The sequence below is a fragment of the Microbacterium sp. BWT-B31 genome, assembly GCF_041379855.1.
In the GTDB taxonomy this organism is placed as follows: Bacteria; Actinomycetota; Actinomycetes; order Actinomycetales; family Microbacteriaceae; genus Microbacterium.
In genome coordinates this window covers 99,973-122,223 of record NZ_JBFECU010000009.1, presented here as the reverse complement: position 1 = coordinate 122,223, position 22,251 = coordinate 99,973, and the positions used below count along the sequence as shown (strand labels likewise).

Sequence of the window (22,251 nt, the reverse complement as noted above, 5' to 3'; positions counted from 1 at the left end):
TGGGGATCATGCGCCGGGGCACGTTCCGAGACGAGACGGTCGACTATGCGGCCGTCGGGGCGACGCAGGCGCCCGATCTCATGCAGTATCCGCCGGAGAAGAGCATCCCGGCCGAGGAGTCGTGGCGCATCGGCAGCGGCGAGCAGCGCTTCCACAGCGCCGGCGACGCGCTCATGTCGTGGGTCGCGCTGCGCGGTGCGGGGCTCACACTGGCCGATGTGCGGCCGGCGTCAGGCCCGACGTACGCGGGCGTGACGTTCGACGCCGAGGGCAATCCGGTCTCGCCCAGCCGCATCGACACCGAGCAGCGCTTCGACTCCGACGGCACCCCGTACGTCGGCGGCGGCATGACCGTGCGCCTGGAAGGACGCGTGGGGGGCCTGCATGCGGGCGGTGAGCTGCGGGTGATCTTCGCGGTCGAAGAGGCGCGCCGGGTGGGCTTCGCCCTCGGCACGGTGGGGGACTCGGTCGTCAGCGGCGAGGAGTCCTTCATGATCGACTGGCACGACAGCGACGAGGTGTGGTTCACGGTGCGCGCGTTCGACGCCCCGGTGTCGCTGCTGTACCGCGTCTTCCCGCGCCTGGTGCGCCGCCGCCGCCGTGAGCTGTTCGCGCGCTACCTGCGGGCGATCTCGCCGCTCTATACGACCCCGGCCTGATGGGTTCCGCACTGCCGCTGGGGGAGCCGGCTCCCGCCGACGGCGCGCTTCCCGCAGACCTCGTCATCGATCCGGATGCGCCGTTCGGCGTGTACCTGCACGTGCCGTTCTGCCGTGTGCGGTGCGGGTACTGCGACTTCAACACGTACACGTCGGGCGAGCTGCGCGGGGCGCGCCAGGACGAGTACGCCGACACCCTGCTGCGCGAGGTCGGCCTCGCCCGCGAGGTGCTGGGGGCGAAGGATGCGCTGCGGCCCGCGTCGACGGTGTTCTTCGGCGGTGGCACGCCCACGCTCCTGCCGCCCGGCGACCTGGGGCGCATGCTCGCGGGCGTCCGCGACGCGTTCGGCGTGGCGGCGGGCGCGGAAGTCACGGTCGAGGCGAACCCCGACACGGTGACGGATGCCGCCGCCGCTGAGCTGGCGGCCTCCGGCGTCACCCGTCTTTCGGTGGGCATGCAGTCGGCCGTCCCGCATGTGCTGGCCGCCCTCGACCGCACGCATGATCCGGCGAACGTGCGCTCGGCGGTCGCATCGGCGCGCGCGGCGGGACTGGACGTAAGCGTCGATCTCATCTACGGCGCGCCGGGGGAGTCGCTGGGCGACTGGCGCCGGTCGCTCGAGACCGCGCTCGAACTCGAGCCCGATCACGTCTCGGCGTACGCGCTCATCATCGAGGACGGCACGAAGCTCGCGCGGCAGATCCGCCGTGGCGAGGCGCCGGCGCCCGATGACGACCTGCAGGCCGACATGTACGAGCTCGCCGAGGAGCTGCTCGGCGCGGCGGGCTTCGAGTGGTATGAGGTGTCGAACTGGGCGCGCGGCGCCGAACACCGTTCGCGCCACAACCTCGCCTACTGGCAGGGCACCGACTGGTGGGGCTTCGGCCCGGGCGCGCACAGCCACCTCGCCGGCCTGCGCTTCTGGAACGTCAAGCACCCCGCGGCCTACGCGCAGCGCCTCGCGGCCGGCGAGTCGCCGGCCGCGGCGCGCGAGAGACCGGATGCTGCGGCCCGCGACCTCGAACGGGTGCTGCTGCGCACGCGCATCCGCGAGGGGTATCCCGTGTCGGAGCTGCTCGGCGAGGGGCGCCGCGCGGTCGCCCAGCTGATCGCGGACGGACTCATCGAGGGCCCGGAGGCGGTGCGCGGCCGAGTCGTGCTGACGCTTCGCGGCCGACTCCTGGCCGACGCCGTGGTGCGCGCGCTCACGGCCTGACGCGACTAGAATTGGCACTCACGACATCAGAGTGCCAGGTGGGAGGGGTGAATGGTCAGCGAGCGCGGCCTCCAGGTGCTGAGAGCGATCGTGCAGGACTACGTCGACACCAACGAGCCGGTGGGCAGCAAGACGATCGTCGATCGCCATGCCTTCGGGGTATCGGCGGCGACGATCCGCAACGACATGGCGATGCTCGAAGACGAAGAGCTCATCGTCGCCCCGCACACGTCGTCAGGGCGCATCCCGACCGACAAGGGCTACCGCGTGTTCGTCGACCACCTCGCGACGCTGCGGCCGCTCACCCCGGCGCAGCGCGCGGCGATCTCGTCGTTCCTCGACGGCCCCGGCGACCTCGACGATCTGCTGGTGCGCACGGTGCGCGCGCTCACGCGGCTGACCGGGCAGGTCGCGATCGTCCAGTACCCGTCGTTCGCCCAGGCGAGCCTGTCCCACGTCGAGCTGGTGCAGCTGGGCTCCGGGCGCATGCTCATCATCATCGTGACCGACACCGGCCGCGTGTCGCAGCGCCTCGCCCACGTCCGCGTCGAGTTCGATGGGCCCGACCTGCAGCAGCTGCGCGGCGACGTGTGCGAGGTCGTCGTCGGGCGCTCGGTGCGCGAGGGCGCCCAGCTCGTCGATGAGCGGCTGGCGGCGGCATCCGGCAGGGGCGCCGACGCGATCGCACCTCGAGAGGCGGCGTTCCTCGAGATCCTGCGCGGCGTCGCCGAGGAGCTCGACGAGTTCCGGCAGGACAAGCTCGTGCTCGCCGGGGCGGCCAACCTCGCGCGGCGCGAGTCGGACTTCCGCGGCAGCATCTACCCGATCCTCGAGGCCATCGAGGAGCAGGTGGCGCTGCTGCGGCTCGTCAGCGAGATGGTCGCCGACGATCAGGGGCTGTCCGCCAGCATCGGACGCGAGAACGAGCCGTTCGGGCTGGGCGAGGCATCCGTCGTCGCCAGCGAGTACGACGCGACCGGATCGCTGGCGCGCGTGGGCGTGATGGGCCCGACGCGCATGGACTATCCCACCAACCTCGCGGCGGTCCGAGCCGTCGCGCGCTACCTCACCCGGATGCTGCACGAGGACGACACCGCCCGCTGACGCGGCATCCGTGACGAACGACCCCGCGCCCGCGCGCGGGCAGGAAGGCGATTGTGGCTGACCAGGACCACTACGAAGTGCTCGGCGTCTCGCGAGAGGCGACGACCGACGAGATCAAGAAGGCGTACCGCCGTCTCGCACGCGAGCTCCACCCCGACGTGAACCCGGGCCAGGACGCGTCCGAGCGCTTCAAGCTCGTGACCCACGCCTACGACGTGCTGAGCGACCCCGAGCAGCGGCGGCGCTACGACATGGGCGGCGACTCGCCGTTCGGCGGCGCGGGCGGCTTCAGCGGCTTCAGCGACATCTTCGAGTCGTTCTTCGGCGGCGGGACCGGTCAGCGCGCCGGGCGCCCCCGGTCGCGGCGCGAGCGCGGGCAGGACGCCCTCGTGCGCGTCACACTCGACCTCGGGGATGTCGTGTTCGGCGTGCATCGCGACATCGACGTCGACACGGCGGTCGTGTGCGAGACGTGTCAGGGCTCGTGCTGCCAGCCGGGCACGTCGCCGGTCACATGCGACATCTGCCACGGCTCGGGCAACGTGCAGCGCCAGGTGCGCAGCCTCCTCGGCAACGTCGTCACCAGCCAGCCGTGCAGCGTGTGCCAGGGCTACGGCACGACGATCCCGTACCCGTGCACCACCTGCCAGGGGCAGGGCCGCGTGCGCGCGCGCCGCACCGTGTCGCTCGACATCCCCGGCGGCGTCGAGACGGGTCTGCGCCTGCAACTGCCCGGGTCGGGCGAGGTCGGCCCCGGCGGCGGCCCCAACGGCGACCTCTACGTCGAGGTCACGGTTGCCCCGCACGACGCGTTCAGCCGTGACGGCGACGACCTGCTCGCGACGCTGGAGGTGTCGATGCCCGATGCGATCCTCGGCACGACCACGACGATCGAGTCCCTCGACGGCCCGGTCGACCTCGAGATCCGCCCGGGCGTGCAGTCCGGCGACGTGCTGACCATCAGGGGGCGCGGGATCACCCCGCTGCGCTCGACGCAGCGCGGCGATCTGCGGGTGGGTGTGCAGGTCGTGACTCCGACGCGTCTGGACGCGAAGACCCGCGCGCTCATCGAGGACTTCGCGAAGAAGTCCAAGGCTCCCGCGCCGCGCCTGGCCGAGTTCCACCAGGGCATGTTCGCCAAGCTCCGCGACCGCTTCCGCAACGGCTGATCCGCATGGCCCTGCACTTCCTCCTCGACGAGCCGGTGAGCGCGCAGCCCGGCGGCACGGTGGTGCTCACCGGCGCCGAGGCACACCACGCAGCGACCGTGCGCCGCGTGCGGGTGGGTGAAGAGGTGACGGTCGGCGACGGCCGCGGTGCGTGGCTCACGGGCACGTGCGAGTCGGTCGGGCCGCGCGAGGTGGTCGTGCGCGTCGACACACGGACGGATGCCGCCCCCGCAGCGCCGCGGATCGTCCTCGTGCAGGCGCTGGCCAAGGGCGACCGCGACGAACTGGCCGTGCAGGCGGCGACCGAGCTCGGCGTCGACGAGATCGTCCCGTGGCAGGCGGCCCGGAGCGTCTCGCGGTGGGATGCCGCCAAGGCGGTCAAAGGCCGCGCGCGATGGGCGGCGATCGTGCGCGAGGCCGCGAAGCAGGCGCACCGCGCGTGGGTGCCCGAGGTATCGGACGTGGTCACGACGAAGCAGCTCGCGGCACGGGCTGAGGCATCCGTCGTCGTCGTGCTCGAACCGACCGGCCGCACCCGTCTGACCAAGCTCGCGCTCGACCCCCAGGACGCCCGCGACGTCGTGCTCGTCGTCGGTCCGGAAGGGGGCATCGCCCCCGAAGAGCTCGACGCGCTCGAGGCGTCCGGTGCGACACTCGTGCGGCTCGGCGAGACGGTGCTTCGCACCTCGACCGCCGGCCCGGCGGCCCTCGCGGTGGCCAGCGCCGCCCTCGGCCGCTGGTGACCCGCCGTCGCTAGACTCGAAGGCATGAGCGAGCCCTCGATCTTCACGCGCATCCTGAACGGCGAGATCCCCTCCGAGATCGTCGCGCAGACCGAGAACGCGTTCGCGATCCGCGACATCCACCCGCAGGCGCCCGTGCACCTGCTGGTGATCCCCAAGACGCAGCAGTACCGCGACGTCGTCGAGCTTGCCGCCGGCGACCCGGCGCTGCTCACCGAGTTGATCGGCCTGGCGAACACTCTGGCGGCGGAGCACGCCGACGGCGATTTCCGGCTGGTCTTCAACCGGGGCGCGAACGCAGGCCAGACGGTGTTCCACGTCCACGCTCACGTCCTGGCCGGCGGGCTGGAAGAGAGGCACCTTTGAGCGACGATCAACCCGCCGTGGAGCGGGTCTACGCGGACGGCGTGGCGATGGTGCAGCTGCTCGGTCCGCAGGACCGCCTGCTGCGGGTCGTCGAGCGGGAGCATCCGGGTGTCGACGTGCATGTGCGCGGCAACGAGATCACCCTGACGGGAGATGCGGATGCCGTGGCCGCTGCCCGTGCGCTGGTCGACGAGCTGCTCGCGATGACCAAGGCCGGGCAGGGGCTCGAGCCGTCCGACGTGACCTCGTCCAACCGCATCCTGCGCTCGGACGGGGGTCTGCGCCCGTCCGAGGTGCTCGGCGAGGCGATCCTGTCGTCGCGCGGAAAGGTGATCCGCCCGAAGACCCTGGGCCAGAAGGCCTACGTCGACGCGATCGAAGAGAACACGATCGTGTTCGGCATCGGCCCTGCCGGCACCGGCAAGACCTATCTCGCGATGGCGAAGGCTGTGCAGGCGCTGCAGCGCAAAGAGGTCGACCGCATCATCCTGACCCGTCCTGCTGTGGAGGCGGGGGAGCGGCTGGGGTTTCTTCCCGGCACGCTCACCGACAAGATCGACCCCTACCTGCGACCGCTCTACGACGCTCTCAACGAGATGATCGACCCCGAGCTCGTGCCCAAGCTCATGGCGACCGGCACGATCGAGGTCGCCCCTCTGGCGTACATGCGCGGGCGCACCCTGAACAGCTCGTTCGTGGTGCTCGACGAGGCGCAGAACACCACGCCCGAGCAGATGAAGATGTTCCTCACCAGGCTCGGGTTCGGCACGCGCATGGTCGTCACCGGCGACATCACCCAGGTCGACCTGCCCCAGGGGTCGTCCGGTCTTCGCCTGGTGACCCGCGTGCTCAAAGACATCGACGACATCCACTTCGCCTACCTGACGAGCGACGACGTCGTGCGTCACAGCCTCGTCGGCCGCATCGTCGACGCGTACAGCGAGTACGACGAGCGTCGCCTCGCCGCGCGCCGCGAGCGCGACGAGGCGACCGAGTTCGCCAACCGCGCCGAGCGCCGTGGCGCCGCTCGCCCCGCCGGACCCCGAGACCACATGCCGAAGCGAGGCCGCTCATGACGATCGAGATCACCAACGAGTCGGGCGTCGACGTCGACGAGACGGTGCTGCTGCGGCTGACCGAGCACAACCTGGCCGAGCTGCACGTGAGCGCCGACGCCGACCTCGCGATCCTCCTGATCGACGAGGGGGCGATGGAGGCCCTCCACGTGCAGTGGATGGACGAGCCGGGCCCCACCGACGTGCTGAGCTTCCCCATGGACGAGCTGCGCCCCGGCACCGAAGACCAGCCCACCCCGGCGGGGCTCCTCGGCGACATCGTGCTGTGCCCGCAGGTGGCCGAGACGCAGGCGGTCGCGGCCAAGCACTCCACGATCGACGAATTGATCCTGCTGACGACCCACGGCCTGCTGCACCTGCTCGGCTTCGACCACGCGGAGCCCGAAGAGGAACGTGAGATGTTCGGTCTGCAGAAGACCCTCATCTCGTCGTTCCAGAGCGCCGAGCGCCGGCGCGGTCGCACATGACCGCAGCGCTGCTCCTGGTCGCGGCGGTGCTGCTGGTCGCCTTCGGCGCGCTCATGGCGGCCATCGACGCAGCGCTCGCGGTGACCTCGCGCGCCGACCTCGCAGAGCTCGCGGCGGGGGCGCGTCGGCCCGTGTCGATCGTGCGCATCGCCGACGACCCCGAGGCGCATGCGAACGCGGTGATCTTCTTCCGCATCCTCTCCGAGACGACGGCCGCCGTGTTCGTCACGGTCGCCTTCACCCTCCTGTTCGACAGCATCTGGTGGGCGATGCTCGCCGCGGCGGTGCTCATGACGGCCGCGTCGTTCGTGGTCGTCGGCACCAGCCCCCGCAATCTCGGCCGTCGGCACGCGAAGGCGCTGCTGCAGCGCGGTGCGCCCGTGGTGCGGGGCGTCCGCATCATCCTGGGGCCCCTCGCGCACGGCCTGGTGGCGTTGAGCACGCGTGTCACCCCCGGCGGCTCGCGCGGTTCGTTCGCGTCGGAGGAGCAGCTGCTGTCGATCATCGACGAGGCCGCCGAGAACGAGCTCATCGAGCAGGACGACCGCGAGCTCATCCACTCCGTGTTCGACTTCACCGACACCTACGTGCGCGCGGTCATGGTCCCGCGCACCGATATGGTGACGGTGGATGCCACCGCCTCGACCCGCGAGGCGATGGCGATCTTCCTCGACAAGGGCGTCTCGCGCGTGCCGATCGTCGACGACGAGGCCGACGACGTCGTCGGGGTGCTGTACCTCAAGGACCTCGTGCAGTTCGGCTTCCGAGACGAGGACGGGTGGCGGGACGCCCCGATCAGCCGCATCGCGCGCCAGGCGGTGTTCGTGCCCGAGTCGATGCGCGCCGAGACCCTGCTGCAGCAGATGAAGCGCGACGCCGTTCACGTGTGCCTCGTGATCGACGAGTACGGGGGAGTGTCGGGCCTGGTGACCCTCGAAGACCTCATCGAGGAGCTTGTCGGCGAGATCGCGGACGAGTACGACCCGCGGTCCGACGAGGTCGTCGAGCTCGAACCCGGCCGCTACCGCGTGAGTGCGCGCCTCGGACTCGACGAAGTGGGCGATCTGTTCGACGTCGAACTCGACGACGAGGACGTCGACTCGGTCGGGGGCCTGCTCGGCAAGGTGCTCGGTCGCGTTCCGCAGCCGGGTGCGACGGCCGAGTACGCGGGCCTCGTGCTGACCGGCGGCGCGTCGCGCGGACGCGGGCGCGGCATCGCGACCGTCTTCGTCGAGCGCGGCGAGGCGCTGCTCGCCGCGCAGGAGGCCTTCGCGGCGCATCCGCGCACGGGCGAGATCCGCACGATCAAGCCGCGGACCGGCGAGGTGCGCGTCAGCAGAAAGGGTGGCCAGTGATGAGCGAGGTCGAGTCGGATAAGAACACGGAGGGCCGCTCGGGCTTCGTGACGTTCGTCGGGCGTCCGAACGTGGGCAAGTCGACGCTCACGAACGCGCTCGTGGGCGAGAAGGTGGCCATCACGAGCGACAAGCCGCAGACGACGCGGCGCGCGATCCGGGGCATCCTGAACCGCCCCGCAGGGCAGCTCGTGATCGTCGACACGCCCGGCCTGCACAAGCCGCGCACGCTTCTCGGCCAGCGCCTGAACGACCTCGTCGAGCAGGTGCTCGGAGACGTCGACGTGATCGGCTTCTGCGTGCCGGCGACCGAGAAGGTGGGCCCGGGCGACCGGCGCATCGCCGAGTCGCTCGACGGGTACGGTCGTGCGAAGAAGGTCGCGATCGTGACGAAGACGGATGCCGCCACCCGCGACCAGATCACCGAGAGGCTCATGGAGGTCGACAGTCTGCGCGAGGACTGGGCCGCCGTCATCCCGCTGTCGGCCCTGACGAACCAGCAGCTGGACGTCCTCACCGACGAGCTGCTCGCGCTCATGCCGGTGGGGCCCGCGCTGTACCCCGACGATGTCGTCACCGACGAGTCGATCGAGGATCGCATCGCCGAGATCATCCGTGAGGCGGCGCTCTCGGGGGTTCGCGACGAGCTGCCGCACTCGATCGCGGTGACGATCGAGGATCTCGCCGAGCGTGACACCGGCTCGATGACCGACATCCACGCGAACCTCATCGTCGAACGCGACAGTCAGAAGGCCATCATCATCGGCCACAAAGGGTCGCGCCTGCGCGACGTCGGGGCACGCGCCCGCGCCCAGATCGAGCCCCTGGTCGGCACGAAGGTGTTCCTGAAGCTGCACGTGCGCGTCGCCAAGGAGTGGCAGCGCGACCCGAAGCAGCTCGGCCGCCTCGGCTTCTGACCACGCCGCGACGGCGGCGCGATTGCCGACGGGCCGGGGAGCGGGTGTACTCTGTCAACATGCGCTTCGGCGGGCTCCTTCTTCTTAGCCGCCGCGACGAGGCTTCGTTCTAGGGCCTTTCTCGTCGCGGAGCTTGCTGTGCGGCCCGTTCACCTGACGAGGAAGCAGCCGATCCCATGAAGAACAACCAGAAGCCGTCGACCATGCCGGTCCACAAGTACCGGCCCTACCACGAGCAGATCTCGGTCGATCTGCCCGATCGCACGTGGCCCGGCCGGCGCATCACCGAGGCGCCCCGCTGGTGCGCCGTCGACCTGCGCGACGGCAACCAGGCGCTCATCGATCCGATGAGCCCCGAGCGCAAGCGCATCATGTTCGACCTGCTCGTGCGCATGGGCTACAAAGAGATCGAGGTCGGGTTCCCGAGTGCGAGCCAGACCGACTTCGACTTCGTGCGCCAGCTCATCGAAGAAGGGCTCATCCCCGACGACGTCACGATCCAGGTGCTGACCCAGGCGCGCGAGGAGCTCATCGCCCGCACGTTCGAGTCGATCCGCGGCGCCAAGCAGGCGATCGTGCACCTCTACAACTCGACGAGCGTGCTGCAGCGCGAGGTCGTCTTCCGCACCGACAAGCAGGGCATCATCGACATCGCCCTCAACGGCGCGCGCTGGTGCAAGCAGTACGAGGCGACCGTCCCCGATACGACGGTGTACTACGAGTACTCGCCCGAGAGCTACACGGGAACCGAGCTCGAGTTCGCCGTCGAGGTCTGCAACCGCGTCATGGAGGTGCTGGTTCCGACCCCTGAACGCAAGCTCATCATCAACCTCCCCGCCACCGTCGAGATGGCCACGCCCAACGTCTACGCCGATTCGATCGAGTGGATGGGCCGTCACCTCGACAACCGCGAGAACGTCATCATCTCGCTGCACCCGCACAACGACCGCGGCACCGCCATCGCGGCCGCCGAGCTCGGCTACCTGGCGGGCGCCGACCGCATCGAAGGGTGCCTGTTCGGCAACGGCGAGCGCACCGGCAACGTCGACATCGTGGCGCTGGGCGTCAACCTGCTGACGCAGGGGATCGACCCGCAGATCGACTTCGGTGACATCGATCAGGTCAAGCGCACCGCCGAATACTGCAACCAGCTGCCCGTGCCCGAGCGCAGCCCGTGGGCCGGAGACCTCGTCTTCACCGCGTTCAGCGGCTCGCACCAGGACGCCATCAAGAAGGGCTTCGAGGCGATGGAGGCCCGCGCGGCCGCCGAGGGCGTCACGGTCGACGAGATCCAGTGGGCGGTGCCGTATCTGCCTATCGACCCGAAGGACCTGGGCCGCTCGTACGAGGCGGTCATCCGCGTCAACTCGCAGTCGGGCAAGGGCGGCGTGGCCTACCTGCTGAAGGCCGACCACGCGATCGACCTGCCCCGCAAGCTCCAGATCGAGTTCTCGGGCGTCGTGCAGGCCAAGACCGACAGCGAGGGCGGCGAGGTCACGAGCGACGAGATCTGGGCGATCTTCAACGACGAGTACCTGCCGTCGGATGTCGCCGACGAGCGCTGGGGCCGCTTCGAACTGCTCTCCACCCGCACGCAGAGCGACATGACCGGCGACGTCGTGCTCGAAGTCACGCTGCGCGACGGCGATGAGCGGGTGGCGGCATCCGGTCATGGCAACGGGCCGGTCGCGGCGTTCCTCGACATCGTGCGCGCGCACGGGTTCGAGGTCACGGTCTACGACTACGTCGAGCACGCTCTCAGCGCCGGCGGCGACGCGAACGCGGCCGCCTACGTCGAGCTGCAGGTCGACGGCGAACGCCTGTGGGGCGTCGGGATCGACGGCGACATCTCGACCGCGTCGCTCAAGGCGATCGTGTCGGGCGTCAACCGAGCCATCCGCACGCGCGAGCACGCGGGCGAACTCGCGGCGGTCTGACCGCTCGCTTGTCACGTCGACACTGCGACGGGGCGCCGAGACCGCGGGCTTGCGCGCATCTCGGTGCCCCGTCGGGAGTCCGCGCTCGAACACATCAGCGCGTGCCTGCCTCTGAGTTCGGCGAGTGAGGGCTGACTACGCCCCCGCTTCCCACGGCACCGACAAGACGCCGGGCACGGCGCTCGGTCGCTCGGTGAGCACGCTCCACACTGAGGCGGCAGCAGCGACATCCACCAGTGCGGTCCCGGTGGATTTGAACAGCGTCAGTCCGCGCGAAGTCTCGGGGTCATCGATGAAGTCGCCGAGCAGCCGCGCCCTCCCGGGGTCGAGTCCCTGCAGTTCGTGCGCGCCCGCGGGCGGTGGTTCACGCCACGCGCCGTGCCACTCCACGACGATCCGGGCGGCCGCAACGGTCTCGCTATCCACCTCGCACCCCTCGGACCCGCCGAGCGAGACCACGAGGGCCCCGGCGCGGAGCCACCGATGCTCGATGACGGGCTGAGTCGCCGAGGTGGCGAGCACGACCACTTCCGCGCCCGTCACCGCCTCTGGGATCGCGGCCGCACGGCCTCGGCATTCGGCTGCCGCCGCTTGCGCGGCCTGCCGTGACCGACCGCAGATGACCAGTTCGGCAGAGTCGGCCAGCGCACCGCCGACGGCCCGCGCGAGTCGTCCGGTGCCGACGATGGCGACGCTGCGGGCGTGAGGCGCGAGTGCGTCGATCGCGAGCGCGGCGGTTGCAGCAGTGCGGGCTGCCGTGAGTTCTTCGGCGTCGATGAGGCATCGCAGCACCCCGGTCGCCTCGTCGAAAAGGGCCACCACTCCGCGGTGGCGGGTGGCTCCCGCATCCGCGAACACGGACACCACCTTGGCGGCAAGACCGAGGCGCGGTACATACGCCGGCATGGCGGCGATCAGTCCTCCGGGCGCGCGGGCGACTAACCGCGCGGGAGCATGCGCTTCGTCCGCGGCCATCGCCTGCAAGGCCTCGGCGATCCTCGGGCGCAGATCGGCCTCGGCGAGCGCCGCGCGAGTCGCTGCACCGTTGAGCAGCAGCATCACGTCTCATCCTCGACCGCGCGGGAGCGAAGCGCGGTCAGGATGCCGGCCCCCGCGGTCTCCAGCGCCGAGATCGCTTTCGACAATCTGGGCTCGGTGAGATCGTCGTCGAATCCGACCGCCGTGATCGCGCACACGGGAAGCCCGCGCGTGTCGGTCACGGCGCGGGCGACCGAGGCGGCGACCTCCGGCGAGCCGCGCAGCACGATCACGTACCCGCGCTCACGGGCTTCGTCGAGTTGGCGGATGAGATCCGCGCGCCCGGAGGCATCCATGCCGAGCGCCTCGGCGTGATCGAGGTGTCGCGAGCGAGCGTCGTCGTCGAGGTGGGCGACGAGTGCTTGGGCGCCCGCGTACTGGTGCACGGGGAGAAGGTCGCCGATCATCCGGTCGAGCATGCGGTACCGCTCCGGACGCACCGCGTCGAGGATTCGCGAGCCCTCCGCCTCGAGGGTCTGCACGTTGACCATCAGCCCGATGCTCGTCGAGAGCCGTTCGAGATGCGGGCGCGCCAACGCGGCGAGCGAACGCTGCCGCGCGTGGGCGCTCAGACGCAGCAGCGATGAGCCCGGCAGATAGTGCGCGTCGATTCTCAGCAGCCAGCCGCGATTGACGAGTTCGCGCAGCACTCGCAGAGCGGTCGGCCGGTTCATCCCGGTGCGATCGGCGAGCTCGCTCAGCGTCAGGCTCTGCGTGGCCCCTGCGACCGCGTCCAACAGATCGAGCGCTTTGCCGACGGCCGACTCACTCTGACCCTTCTGCATGCCGAAGCGTCCTCTCCCATCGAATGAGTTTCACTAGTGGCAACTATTATTGCGGAAAGTGGAATCACTCGCTTAGGCTCGCCGGACACACATCTCGAACGAAGGCCCAGGAGTGATTGTGGCGACAACCCGAATCGACCACCGGATCGTTCTCGGCGGCGGGCTGGTCGGCGCGCTCGTCCTGGTCGAAGTCGTCAGTGGCGCACTGCAGTCGTTCTACCTGCCGCTGGTCACTCCGATCGCCCGGTATCTCGAGATCCGCGATGCCGACTGGAACTGGTTCGAGGCCGCGCAGACCCTCGTTGCCGCAGTGAGCCTGCCTGTGCTGGCCAGACTCGGCGACCTGTTCGGTCATCGACGGATTCTTCTTGCGACGGTAGCCGTCGTGGCGGGCGCGTCGTGGGGGGTCGCGTTCGCGGGCGACTACTGGACGTTCCTGATCGGCTGGGCGCTGCAGGCATTCCTCGTCGTCTGGCTTCCCCTTGAGATCGCGCTCGTGTTCGACCGCGCGCGACGGCTCGGCCGGCCGGCGTCGGCCACGCGCAAGGCCGCTGGGGTGCTGGTGGTCGGGCTCGAGGTGGGTGCCATCGGTGCGGCACTGCTCGGTGGACGCATGTTCACCTGGCTCGGTGGCAGCGAAGCTCTCGATCTTGCGCTCAGTGCGGGTGTCACCGCCGCAAGCGTCGACGCGGTCACCCGCGCGCTGACCCTCACACTCATCGTGCCGGCCATGGCGACGACCGTCGCGTTCTTCGTCGTACTGCTGTTCGTGCCGAAATCCCCGCCGAATCGCACCACGCGCACCCTCGACGGACGTGGTCTCGGCCTGTTGGCAGGGGCATTGTTCCTCATCATGGGCGCGCTCAGTCTGCTGCGCGTGCTCGGTCCGGCTTCTGCGCTGACCTGGATCGTCTTGGCCGCCGGGACGGCGCTTCTCGTGCCCTTCGTGCGGCACGAACTGCGCCACCGTCACCCCGCGATCGATCTGCGCCTGCTGCTCACTCGCCCCATGTGGCCTGTGCAACTGGCCGCGGGCCTGCTCGGTGTCGCGATCCTGGGCACGCAGGTGCCGCTCGTGACCTTCGCCAGCACCGATCCGAGCGCGGTGGGCTACGGTCTCGGGATGGACTCTGCGCAGGTCTCGCTGATCATGGGTCTCCAACTCGCGACGATGGCGGTCGCCGCCGGGATGTTCCCGATCTTGGCGCGCGTGTGCGGCGCGCGCTGGTCGCTCGCCATCGGCGCGGCGTTGATGACGACTCAGTACGTCATGATCGCGTCGATGCACGCGAGCCTGGTCGCATGGATCGTCGCGGTCGGCATTGGCGGGTTGGGTGGCGGGCTGATCGCCGCCGGCATCCCGGCCGCCGCTGCCGCCGCTGCTCCCCCCGGCCGCACCGGCATCTCCAGCGGCATGACGAACACCCACCGCACCATCGGAGGCGCCTTCGCGTCGGCGATCTTCGCCCTCGCTCTCAGCAGCGGCGACACGACAACCACCGCCTCGCCGCTGTCAGGCTATTTCGTGGTGTGGCTCGTGGCCGCCGCCGCCACGGCCTCGGCGACGGTGGTGCTGTTCTTCCTGCCCGTCAACACCCTGCGCGATGCTCCAGAGGTCCCCGAGGGGGCCGCGACGTGAGGGCGCAGCTCGGCTTCAGGCCGCATCCTCCTTCCCTGCGGTGGTCGCAGGAGCTGCTTGCGCAGAACCCCGTTGTCGACCTGCACGCCCACCCCGGGCGCACCTTCGTGCGGGGGCTTCGCGGCGCGACCGTGCCCGTGCGGGTGTGGGCTGCTCGCGGTGCGAGCGAGAAGCGCGCCGTCCACGACCTCGCGGCGGGAGGCGTCACAGCCGCAAGCTTCGCCGCGGTCGGCGATCTTCCGGTGCTCGGCCCCACGCGCGGTGGACTTGCGCCGCGTCGAGAATTCGCCCCTGGTGAGGCGTGGCGGAGCCTACGCGTCCAACTAGCCGCGTTGCGTACCCACCTCACCCGCGCCGGAGCAGCGATCGCGCTGGGGCCGGACGACATCCTCGCCGCGCACCGCGAGGGCCGAGTCGCGGGCATTCTCACGATCGAGGGCGCGGACTTTCTGGACGATGCCCCCGACGAGCTTGCAACAGTGCAGCGGGCCGGGGTGCGCATCGTCGGCCTGGTGCACTATCGCGCCAATGCCGTCGCCGACACGCAGACCTCGCCCGCGCGGCACGGCGGGCTCTCGCCCTTCGGCGTCGAGGTGATGCGCGAGCTGGAGCAGCAGGGCATCGTCGTCGACCTCGCGCACGCGAGCGAATCCACCATCGAGGATGCCCTGTCGGTCGCCACCGGTCCGGTGATCTGCTCGCACACGCATGTCCGCGGCACGATCGACCACCCGCGCTTCATCGGCCGCGAGACCGCGCTCGCCATCGCGACGCACGGCGGGCTGGTCGGCGTCTGGCCCGCCGGACTGGGTCAGCGCACGCTCGGCGAGTTCGTCGATCGCACCTTCGAGGTCGCGCAGCTCGTGGGACCCGAACATGTCGCGCTCGGGACCGACATGGATGCCAACTTCCGGCCGGTGCTCGCACGCTACCGGGCGCTGCCGCTCTACGTCTCGGAACTGCTGCGGCGCGGATATGGGGAGCGAGAGACGACGCTGCTGCTCGGCGCCAATGCCCTTCGGGTGCTCGCCTCAGCCGGTGCGGACGACCGACCCGGGCGCTGATCGGAGCCGCGTGTCAGTCTCCGTGCGGCTTGACGATCGGGATCGCCGTGGTCTCGACCGCGACCTTGCGGCGGTAGAGGGCTCGCTGCTCGGGCAGCGAGATGTCGAAGATCACCGCGAGCAGGCGGATCACCGTGGTGACCACGATGCCGATCGCCGCGGCGGTGACCAGGTCGATCTCGGCTCCGTGCAGGATCGCCAGGACGAGGCATCCGGCCGCGGCGGCGACCGCGTAGAGCGAGCCGACATGCATGATCGCCACCGGAAGGCCCATGATCATGTCGCGCAGGATGCCGCCGCCGACCGCCGAGCACACGCCGACGAAGATCGCCGGGGCGATCGGCAGGCCGAGGGCGAGGGCCTTGCTCGTGCCGAACGCGCCGAACAGGCCGATCACGAGCGCGTCCAAGCCCACGATGATCCCGTTGAGGCGGCGGAACACCCCCGCCAGCAGCATCCCGATCAGGGCCGCGCCGGCGGCGGTGACGAGATACCAGTCGCTCTGCAGCGTCGTGGGAGTCACGTTCAGCAGCAGGTCGCGGATGAGGCCGCCGCCCATGCCCATGACGATGCCGATGATCGCGACGCCGAGCAGGTCGAGCCGGCGCTCCCCACGGAAGCCGGATGCGAACAGCGCGCCCTGCACACCGCCGAGTCCGACGGCGGTGAGGTCGGCCCACAGCGGGATCACTAAGGTCGGCTCGTCCACGCTCCCATTGTCGGGGCGGGGCCGCGGGATCGGCGTGCGCACCGCCGAAGGGCGTTCGCGCCGGACGGGAGCGCGCCCCGACCGCCTGCGTCGGCGCCCCGGCGATAATGGAGGGGTGCCCACCTATCGCGACGAGGTCGTGGTCCTGCGCACCCACAAGCTGGGTGAGGCCGACCGCATCGTGACGCTGCTCAGCCGTCGCCACGGCAAGCTGCGCGCTGTGGCCAAGGGGGTGCGTCGCACGTCTTCGCGCTTCGGCTCCCGGCTCGAGCCGTTCATGGTCGCCGACGTGCAGCTGTACCAGGGCCGTTCGCTCGACATCGTCCAGCAGGCCGAGTCGCTCGGCGCGTACGGCGCCGACATCGCCGTGCACTACGACCGCTACACCGCCGCGAGCGCGATGGTCGAGACGGCCGACCGACTGAACGAGGCCGAGGCCACTCCGCAGCAGTACCTGCTGCTGGTCGGCGGGCTGCGTTCGCTTGCACGCGGCGAGCACGTCTCGCGCAGCATTCTGGACTCCTACCTGTTGCGCGCGATGGCGCTGTCGGGGTGGGCGCCGGCACTCGACGAGTGCGCCCGCTGCAGCCGTGTCGGCCCGCACGACGCGTTCGTCGCGCAGCTGGGCGGCATGGTGTGCGGCGACTGCGCGCCGGTCGGCTCCGCCCGTCTTGCTCCCGAGACCGCGCGGCTGCTGCAGTCGCTCATGTCGGGGGAGTGGGACGACGTGGATGCCGCCGCCCCCGCAGCCACCGCCGCCGCGTCGGGCCTGATCGCCGCCTACGCGCAGTGGCACCTCGAGCGCGGCATCCGTTCCCTTTCGCACGTGGAGGCGCCCCGATGAGTCCCAAGCCGTACACGCATCGGGATGCCGTGCCCTATCGCCCCCTCGACTGGACGGGCGTTCACCCGCCCGCGTACCCGAAGGGGGCCGTGCCCGCGCACGTCGCGATCGTGATGGACGGCAACGGGCGGTGGGCGAACCGCCGCGGACTCACGCGCATCGAGGGCCACAAAGCCGGCGAAGAGGTGCTGCTGGATGTCGTCGCGGGGGCGATCCAGGCGGGCGTGAGGCACCTGTCGGTGTACGCGTTCTCGACCGAGAACTGGTCGCGCTCGCCCGAAGAGGTGCGGTTCCTCATGGGGTACAACCGCGACGTGCTGCACCGCCGCCGCGACCAGCTCAACGAGTGGGGCGTGCGCATCCGCTGGTCGGGGCGCAGGCCCAGGCTGTGGGGGTCTGTCATCAAAGAGCTGCAGGTCGCCGAGCGGCTCACCGAGGGCAACGACACGCTCACCCTCACCATGTGCATCAACTACGGCGGCCGGGTCGAGCTCATCGACGCGATGCGCGCGATCGCCGAAGACGTCGCACGCGGGCGGGTGAAGCCGTCCGCGATCAGCGAGAAGACGATCCGACGGCACCTGTACCAGCCCGACATGCCCGACGTCGACCTGTTCATCCGCTCGTCGGGCGAGCAGCGCACGTCGAACTTCCTGCTGTGGGAGTCGGCATACGCCGAGTTCGTGTTCCTCGACACGCTGTGGCCCGACTTCAGCCGCACCGACCTGTGGCACGCGATCGGGCTCTACCTCGATCGCGACCGCCGCTTCGGCGGGGCCGTCGACCAGCCCGCGCCGCCCGCGCTCTGACCGGCCCCTTCTGCGGCGCGACGCACCGGCGTATCCTGCGGGGCAGGTTGGTGCTCTTCTCGTACGGGCGGCGGATGCCGCGGTCGGGAGGTGGCTCATGGAGCCGAGGGGACGCGGGGTGCGGCGGCGCGCACTGATGGCGCTCGCCCTCGTGGTGACGTTCGCGTGGTCGCTCGCCGCATGCACGTCGGTGGCGGGCGAGGCGCCGCCACCGAGCCGCGAGGCCACGGCCGAGCCGACCCAGACGTCGCCCCCGCAGCCGCCGCCCCCGCCCGAGGCGTCCACCCCGGCCCCCGAGGCAGTGACGGCGCCGCCCGAGACCGACCAGGCACCAGACGCGAGCGACGACATCGAGGACCCCGCACAGCAGACGCGTCGCAGCGGACCGATCGCCGAGTTCGGCGGGCCGCCGTTCGGCGACCAGGGCTCGGAGTCCCTCGGCGAAGGCCAGTGGTGCTCGACCGTGGCGCTGTTCTGGGGCGGCGAACCGCCCCAGAACGCGTCGTTCACCATCGACGGCGTGCAGTCCTCGCCGTCGGGCGCGCTGTCGGCCGAGGGCGCGGTGTGCGGCTCGCGCGGGGCCGAGGTGCCGTGCGTCGGCTTCACGATGACGCCCGAGACGTCATCGGTGTTCTGCAGCATGATCCTCATCGCCGGCCCCGCGTTCGAGGGGGAGGCGCAGGTCACGTTCGTGGGGACCCTCGAGTGCACAGAGCCGCAGTACTGCGATGCGGCGATCGCGCGCGAGGCGCAGCCCGGTCCGCCCATCGTGATCTCGAGCGATTGAGCCATGGCAGAGCCCGTGCCCGCCTCATATGACGTCCCCGCGGCGGCGCCCGTGCCGCAGGACGTCGCCGCGGCGCCCGATCCGGACGTCTCCGCCGATGAGAAGGGCGCTCCCGCCGAGCCCCTCGCGCCTCCGGGGGGTCTGGCCTTCGACCGCTGGATGGGTTTCCTTTCGTCGTTCGTCGCTCCTGTGACCCTCATCACGGGCTTGCTGTTCTATTTCGGCTACGTCTCGTCGCGCACGTTCTTCGCGTACTTCGGCATCGACGTGGACGTGCTGGGCCTGAGCAACCAGGCGTTCGCTATGCGCAGTCCCGGCGCGCTGTTCGTGCCGGTGATCATCATCCTGATCGCGGCCGCGGGGCTGGTCGTGGGGCATCGGATGCTGCGCCGGCGGCTGCGGACGGCAGAGGCGGCGACCCGCGTCCGCACGGTGTCGGCGATCGCGTGGACGGGCATCGTCCTGCTCCTGGCCGGCATCGCGCTGGCGCTGCTGTGGGGACTCCTTGGCGCGTGGGATCTCGCCCCGCTGGCGACGCCGGTCGTGCTGTCGATCGGCGCGGGGCTGGCCGCGTACGCGGCCTCGACCGCCCGTGCGCTGCGCGGCGGTCGCGAGGGCCGCGCGGTCGTCGTGCTGCTGGTGGTGGTGATGGTGGCGGGCACGTTCTGGGCGACCGCGACGGTCGCCGAATGGTGGGGCCGCGGACAGGCGCGCGCTCTCGCGGCCGATCTGACGTCGTTGCCCGCGGTCGTGCTCGACACGCAGGAGCGCCTGTTTCCGGGCAACGACGCGATCCAGCTGCAGGAGCTCGCGCCCTTCGAAGAACAGCAGGTCTACCGCTACCGCTACCACGGGCTGCGGCTGCTGGTGCAGGGTGGCGAGCGGCTGTTTCTCGTGCCCGACCAGTGGTCGGCGGATGCCTCGACCATCGTGGTGCCGTACGACGCCAGCGTGCGGCTGCGATTCCGGTTCTTCCCCGACGCCGATCCGCCGAGCTGACGGCGCGTTCAGGGGAATACATCCGCGGCGGCGGGGGGTTGTGCCTGACATGACGGATGCCATCAAGTTCGACGTGTGGTCGGATATCGCCTGCCCCTGGTGTTTCATCGGTAAGCGAAACCTCGAGGCGGGACTGGCCGCTGCTGCGGCCGATGACGACGCACCGCAGGTGGAGGTCGTCTACCACTCGTTCGAGTTGTCGCCCGACACCCCGGTCGACTTCGAGGGCGGCGAGACCGACTACCTCGCCACGCACAAGGGCATCAGTCGCGAGCAGGCCCAGCAGATGCTCGACCGCGTCACGGGCGTCGCTGCCCAGGCCGGCCTTGAGTACCGCTTCGACATCCTCCAGCACACCAACACCGTGAAGGCGCACGAGCTGCTGCATTTCGCGAAGGCGCAGGGTCGCCAGCTCGAACTCGCCGAGCGGCTGCTGTCGGCCTACTTCACCGAGGGGCGCCACCTCGGCAAGGACGACGAGCTGGTCGCGCTCGCTGCCGAGGTCGGGCTCGACGCCGGCGCGGCGCGCGAGGCCCTCGAGTCGCACACGTATCTCGACGACGTGCGCGCCGACCAGCGTCAGGCCAGTGCCTACGGCATCAACGGGGTGCCGTTCTTCGTCATCGATGGAAAGTACGGGGTCTCGGGTGCGCAGCCCCCCGAGGCGTTCGCGCAGATCGCGCGCCAGGTGTGGGCCGAGCATCGCGAGGCCGAAGCGGCACAGCCCGCCCCCGTCGAGATCTGACACGACGAGCGGGGCGGATGCCGCGACAGGCGGCATCCGCCCCGCTCATGTCATGACGCCAGAGCCGCTTCGATCGCCTCGACGATCGCGGGGTCGTCAGGCTTCACCTGCGGGCGAAAGCGGCGCACCGCACCGTCCGAGGTGACGAGGAACTTCTCGAAGTTCCAGGCGACGTCGCCCGCCTCGCCCTCGGCGTCGGCGACACTCGTGAGCGCCCGGTAGAGGGGCGCGGCGCCTTCGCCGTTCACCTCGAGCTTGTCGTTGACGGGGAACGAGACGCCCCACGTGGTGGCGCAGTACTCCAGGATCTCGTCGATCGATCCCGGCTCCTGACCCTTGAACTGGTTGCACGGGAAGCCGACGACTGAAAAGCCCCGCTCCCCGTATGTGCGCTGCAGTTGCTCGAGCTGCTCGTATTGCGGGGTCAGCCCGCATTTCGAGGCGACGTTGACGACCAGCAGCACGTCGGCCGCATAGCCGGCGAGCGTGGTCGTGCCGCCCTCGGCGGTCTGGAAGGGGATCGAATGCAAGTCGGTCAGCGTCGTCTCGGTCACGTCCTCCACACTAAGCCCGCGGCATCGGCCGGGATCGGTGCTCGGCGCACGCGAGCCGCCGCCGGTTGAGGCGCCTTGGTCGTTTCCGCGTAATGAATGCCGTGCGTTCGCGTCTTAGAACGGTGAGTGCCCGCACGATGAACACGGAGATCTGATGCTCGAACGCACCCGCACCCGCACCCTGACCGCCCTGACGACAGGCGTGATCCTGCTCGCAGCCCTGACGGGCTGCTCCACCGTCGCCGAGTTCCTCGGCGGTGAGACGGTCGAACGAGACGAGGAGACGAACGAAGTCACGGGGGCGGGGCAGGCGGATGTGTTCAATCTGAGCATCGGCGACTGCTTCGACGACGTCGACATGGCTGGCGGCGTCTCCGACGTTCCGGCAGTGCCCTGCTCTGAGCTTCACGACAACGAGATCTACTTCCTGTACGACATGACGCAGACCGAATTCCCCGGGGCTGCCGAGACGGAGGCCTTGGCCGAAGAAGGCTGCATAAGGCAGTTCGACGCGTTCGTCGGCATCGACTATGAAGAGTCCGTCCTCGACTTCGGCTACCTGTACCCGTCGGCCGATACCTGGCGCAGCTTCGGCGACCGTGAAGTGGTGTGCATAATCTACGACCCGGCCAGCCCCGTGACCGGCACCCTCGCCGGGGCGGCGCGGTAGTGCCCGAAGGGGGTTCGCTGCGGCATCGAAGAAGGCGTGACCGGTGACCGTCCTGGCCCTGGCGACCGGCCCCCGTCCGGGCGCGACGCCCGCCGCGGCTGTCCCGGCGACGGTTGTCCGCGCGCGACAGCGCTCCCGTCGGACGCCGTTTCTCACCGCCGCCGCAGCGGCCGCCATCGCGGGCGTGAAGCCGGCCACGATGCTGCGGCGGCTCACCGAGGGCGCACTGCCGGGCTATCGGCTCGGCGGCCGCTGGTTCATCCCCGAAGCGGAACTGCGTCTGCAGCTGCGACGCCGCATCGGGATGTCCGATGGGGTGGAGGTGGCCGATGCCGTGGGCGAGCTGACCGCTCACCTGCCGCGGATGCTGAACCTGATCGACCTGGAGACGTTCCTCGGCCTGCGTCGCCCGCACGTGTACCGCGTGCTCCTTCTGCCTGGCCTGGCAGGCGTGTCGTCTGGGAGGGTGACGACTCGGGGTGTGCTGGACAGCCTGCTCATCGCCTCCCGCAACGATTGCCCGCCGTGTCGGACCTGCTAGCCGCACGTGCCCGGACGGCGCTTCGGCCCGTGATCGGGTCGCGGCGTTGCCGGATTC

24 protein-coding genes are annotated in these 22,251 nt (G+C 70.4%); 20 read left to right on the top strand and 4 right to left on the bottom strand.

Annotated elements, in window-relative coordinates; genetic code table 11:
* Window positions 1-8 precede the first annotated feature (8 nt).
* The 11 genes from AB1K54_RS11180 to leuA all read left to right on the top strand — a co-directional run bounded on the left by AB1K54_RS11180 (window position 9) and on the right by leuA (window position 11,010).
* Window positions 9-659: a DUF1990 family protein gene (locus AB1K54_RS11180; RefSeq protein WP_371202825.1), complete on the top strand. Its 651-nt coding sequence runs from the start codon at window positions 9-11 to the stop codon at window positions 657-659.
* Window positions 659-1,876, top strand: a complete 1,218-nt coding sequence (gene hemW / locus AB1K54_RS11175) for a radical SAM family heme chaperone HemW (protein WP_371202824.1) — start codon at window positions 659-661, stop codon at window positions 1,874-1,876. Before AB1K54_RS11180 ends, hemW begins: the two co-directional genes overlap by 1 nt.
* A gap of 51 nt (window positions 1,877-1,927) precedes the next feature.
* The gene (hrcA, locus tag AB1K54_RS11170) at window positions 1,928-2,980 is read left to right on the top strand and encodes a heat-inducible transcriptional repressor HrcA (protein ID WP_371202823.1); all 1,053 of its coding nucleotides are present in this window, start codon (window positions 1,928-1,930) and stop codon (window positions 2,978-2,980) included.
* Between the two features lie 53 nt (window positions 2,981-3,033).
* A complete protein-coding gene (gene dnaJ / locus AB1K54_RS11165; protein ID WP_371202822.1) occupies window positions 3,034-4,149 on the top strand; it encodes a molecular chaperone DnaJ in 1,116 nt (371 codons plus the stop codon).
* 5 nt (window positions 4,150-4,154) lie between these two features.
* Entirely contained in the window at window positions 4,155-4,892 is a 738-nt protein-coding gene (locus tag AB1K54_RS11160) for a 16S rRNA (uracil(1498)-N(3))-methyltransferase (RefSeq protein WP_371202821.1), read from the top strand.
* 24 nt (window positions 4,893-4,916) lie between these two features.
* Window positions 4,917-5,258 carry an HIT domain-containing protein gene (locus AB1K54_RS11155; protein WP_371202820.1) on the top strand — a complete coding sequence of 114 codons (342 nt, stop codon included), beginning with the start codon at window positions 4,917-4,919 and terminating at the stop codon, window positions 5,256-5,258.
* A gap of 47 nt (window positions 5,259-5,305) precedes the next feature.
* Window positions 5,306-6,334: a PhoH family protein gene (locus AB1K54_RS11150; RefSeq protein ID WP_371202851.1), complete on the top strand. Its 1,029-nt coding sequence runs from the start codon at window positions 5,306-5,308 to the stop codon at window positions 6,332-6,334.
* A complete protein-coding gene (gene ybeY, locus AB1K54_RS11145; protein ID WP_371202819.1) occupies window positions 6,331-6,801 on the top strand; it encodes an rRNA maturation RNase YbeY in 471 nt (156 codons plus the stop codon). The genes AB1K54_RS11150 and ybeY overlap by 4 nt, the downstream gene beginning before the upstream one ends.
* On the top strand, window positions 6,798-8,156 hold the full coding sequence (locus AB1K54_RS11140) for a hemolysin family protein (RefSeq protein ID WP_371202818.1): 1,359 nt from the start codon (window positions 6,798-6,800) through the stop codon (window positions 8,154-8,156). Before ybeY ends, AB1K54_RS11140 begins: the two co-directional genes overlap by 4 nt.
* Window positions 8,156-9,073, top strand: coding sequence for a GTPase Era (gene era / locus AB1K54_RS11135; RefSeq protein ID WP_371202817.1), 918 nt, complete (start codon window positions 8,156-8,158; stop codon window positions 9,071-9,073). The genes AB1K54_RS11140 and era overlap by 1 nt, the downstream gene beginning before the upstream one ends.
* A gap of 176 nt (window positions 9,074-9,249) precedes the next feature.
* Window positions 9,250-11,010 (top strand): 2-isopropylmalate synthase, encoded by a 1,761-nt coding sequence (leuA, locus tag AB1K54_RS11130; protein WP_371202816.1) that lies wholly within the window; start codon window positions 9,250-9,252, stop codon window positions 11,008-11,010.
* Between the two features lie 135 nt (window positions 11,011-11,145).
* Here leuA and AB1K54_RS11125 read toward each other — a convergent pair whose 3' ends face one another.
* Complete coding sequence (locus AB1K54_RS11125) at window positions 11,146-12,069, bottom strand: NAD(P)-binding domain-containing protein (RefSeq protein WP_371202815.1); 924 nt, start codon at window positions 12,067-12,069, stop codon at window positions 11,146-11,148.
* On the bottom strand, window positions 12,069-12,833 hold the full coding sequence (locus tag AB1K54_RS11120; protein WP_371202814.1) for an IclR family transcriptional regulator: 765 nt from the start codon (window positions 12,831-12,833) through the stop codon (window positions 12,069-12,071). Before AB1K54_RS11120 ends, AB1K54_RS11125 begins: the two co-directional genes overlap by 1 nt.
* 118 nt (window positions 12,834-12,951) lie before the next feature.
* On the opposite strand from AB1K54_RS11120, the gene AB1K54_RS11115 reads away from it, so the two are divergent.
* On the top strand, window positions 12,952-14,472 hold the full coding sequence (locus tag AB1K54_RS11115; RefSeq protein WP_371202813.1) for an MFS transporter: 1,521 nt from the start codon (window positions 12,952-12,954) through the stop codon (window positions 14,470-14,472).
* Window positions 14,469-15,536: a dipeptidase gene (locus AB1K54_RS11110; RefSeq protein WP_371202812.1), complete on the top strand. Its 1,068-nt coding sequence runs from the start codon at window positions 14,469-14,471 to the stop codon at window positions 15,534-15,536. Before AB1K54_RS11115 ends, AB1K54_RS11110 begins: the two co-directional genes overlap by 4 nt.
* Before the next feature lie 13 nt (window positions 15,537-15,549).
* On the opposite strand, the gene AB1K54_RS11105 is transcribed toward AB1K54_RS11110, so the two are convergent.
* Complete coding sequence (locus tag AB1K54_RS11105; RefSeq protein WP_371202811.1) at window positions 15,550-16,245, bottom strand: trimeric intracellular cation channel family protein; 696 nt, start codon at window positions 16,243-16,245, stop codon at window positions 15,550-15,552.
* Between the two features lie 115 nt (window positions 16,246-16,360).
* On the opposite strand from AB1K54_RS11105, the gene recO reads away from it, so the two are divergent.
* The 5 genes from recO (at window position 16,361) to AB1K54_RS11080 (ending at window position 20,429) form a co-directional block, all read left to right on the top strand.
* Complete coding sequence (gene recO / locus AB1K54_RS11100; protein WP_371202810.1) at window positions 16,361-17,089, top strand: DNA repair protein RecO; 729 nt, start codon at window positions 16,361-16,363, stop codon at window positions 17,087-17,089.
* On the top strand, window positions 17,086-17,898 hold the full coding sequence (locus AB1K54_RS11095; protein ID WP_371202809.1) for an isoprenyl transferase: 813 nt from the start codon (window positions 17,086-17,088) through the stop codon (window positions 17,896-17,898). Before recO ends, AB1K54_RS11095 begins: the two co-directional genes overlap by 4 nt.
* Before the next feature lie 118 nt (window positions 17,899-18,016).
* Window positions 18,017-18,685: a hypothetical protein gene (locus tag AB1K54_RS11090; RefSeq protein ID WP_371202808.1), complete on the top strand. Its 669-nt coding sequence runs from the start codon at window positions 18,017-18,019 to the stop codon at window positions 18,683-18,685.
* A 3-nt stretch (window positions 18,686-18,688) separates the two neighbouring features.
* Window positions 18,689-19,684 (top strand): hypothetical protein, encoded by a 996-nt coding sequence (locus AB1K54_RS11085; RefSeq protein WP_371202807.1) that lies wholly within the window; start codon window positions 18,689-18,691, stop codon window positions 19,682-19,684.
* 49 nt (window positions 19,685-19,733) lie between these two features.
* Window positions 19,734-20,429 (top strand): DsbA family protein, encoded by a 696-nt coding sequence (locus AB1K54_RS11080; protein WP_371202806.1) that lies wholly within the window; start codon window positions 19,734-19,736, stop codon window positions 20,427-20,429.
* Between the two features lie 50 nt (window positions 20,430-20,479).
* On the opposite strand, the gene AB1K54_RS11075 is transcribed toward AB1K54_RS11080, so the two are convergent.
* A complete protein-coding gene (locus tag AB1K54_RS11075) occupies window positions 20,480-20,983 on the bottom strand; it encodes a glutathione peroxidase (protein ID WP_371202805.1) in 504 nt (167 codons plus the stop codon).
* Between the two features lie 154 nt (window positions 20,984-21,137).
* Between AB1K54_RS11075 and AB1K54_RS11070 the strand changes: the two genes are divergently transcribed.
* Both AB1K54_RS11070 and AB1K54_RS11065 read left to right on the top strand, forming a co-directional pair.
* Window positions 21,138-21,653 carry a septum formation family protein gene (locus tag AB1K54_RS11070; protein ID WP_371202804.1) on the top strand — a complete coding sequence of 172 codons (516 nt, stop codon included), beginning with the start codon at window positions 21,138-21,140 and terminating at the stop codon, window positions 21,651-21,653.
* Window positions 21,654-21,696: 43 nt separating this feature from the next.
* Window positions 21,697-22,194 (top strand): helix-turn-helix domain-containing protein, encoded by a 498-nt coding sequence (locus AB1K54_RS11065; RefSeq protein WP_371202803.1) that lies wholly within the window; start codon window positions 21,697-21,699, stop codon window positions 22,192-22,194.
* Window positions 22,195-22,251: the final 57 nt, after the last annotated feature.

Bases quoted from the DNA above. Each gene is read 5' to 3' on its own strand.
- AB1K54_RS11180 (WP_371202825.1), top strand. From the start codon at position 9: ATGCGCCGGGGCACGTTCCGAGACGAGACGGTCGACTATGCGGCCGTC.
- hemW (WP_371202824.1), top strand. From the start codon at position 659: ATGGGTTCCGCACTGCCGCTGGGGGAGCCGGCTCCCGCCGACGGCGCG.
- hrcA (WP_371202823.1), top strand. From the start codon at position 1,928: ATGGTCAGCGAGCGCGGCCTCCAGGTGCTGAGAGCGATCGTGCAGGAC.
- AB1K54_RS11160 (WP_371202821.1), top strand. From the start codon at position 4,155: ATGGCCCTGCACTTCCTCCTCGACGAGCCGGTGAGCGCGCAGCCCGGC.
- AB1K54_RS11155 (WP_371202820.1), top strand. From the start codon at position 4,917: ATGAGCGAGCCCTCGATCTTCACGCGCATCCTGAACGGCGAGATCCCC.
- AB1K54_RS11150 (WP_371202851.1), top strand. From the start codon at position 5,306: ATGGTGCAGCTGCTCGGTCCGCAGGACCGCCTGCTGCGGGTCGTCGAG.
- ybeY (WP_371202819.1), top strand. From the start codon at position 6,331: ATGACGATCGAGATCACCAACGAGTCGGGCGTCGACGTCGACGAGACG.
- AB1K54_RS11140 (WP_371202818.1), top strand. From the start codon at position 6,798: ATGACCGCAGCGCTGCTCCTGGTCGCGGCGGTGCTGCTGGTCGCCTTC.
- era (WP_371202817.1), top strand. From the start codon at position 8,156: ATGAGCGAGGTCGAGTCGGATAAGAACACGGAGGGCCGCTCGGGCTTC.
- leuA (WP_371202816.1), top strand. From the start codon at position 9,250: ATGAAGAACAACCAGAAGCCGTCGACCATGCCGGTCCACAAGTACCGG.
- AB1K54_RS11125 (WP_371202815.1), bottom strand. From the start codon at position 12,069: ATGCTGCTGCTCAACGGTGCAGCGACTCGCGCGGCGCTCGCCGAGGCC.
- AB1K54_RS11120 (WP_371202814.1), bottom strand. From the start codon at position 12,833: ATGCAGAAGGGTCAGAGTGAGTCGGCCGTCGGCAAAGCGCTCGATCTG.
- AB1K54_RS11095 (WP_371202809.1), top strand. From the start codon at position 17,086: ATGAGTCCCAAGCCGTACACGCATCGGGATGCCGTGCCCTATCGCCCC.
- AB1K54_RS11085 (WP_371202807.1), top strand. From the start codon at position 18,689: ATGGCAGAGCCCGTGCCCGCCTCATATGACGTCCCCGCGGCGGCGCCC.
- AB1K54_RS11080 (WP_371202806.1), top strand. From the start codon at position 19,734: ATGACGGATGCCATCAAGTTCGACGTGTGGTCGGATATCGCCTGCCCC.
- AB1K54_RS11070 (WP_371202804.1), top strand. From the start codon at position 21,138: ATGCTCGAACGCACCCGCACCCGCACCCTGACCGCCCTGACGACAGGC.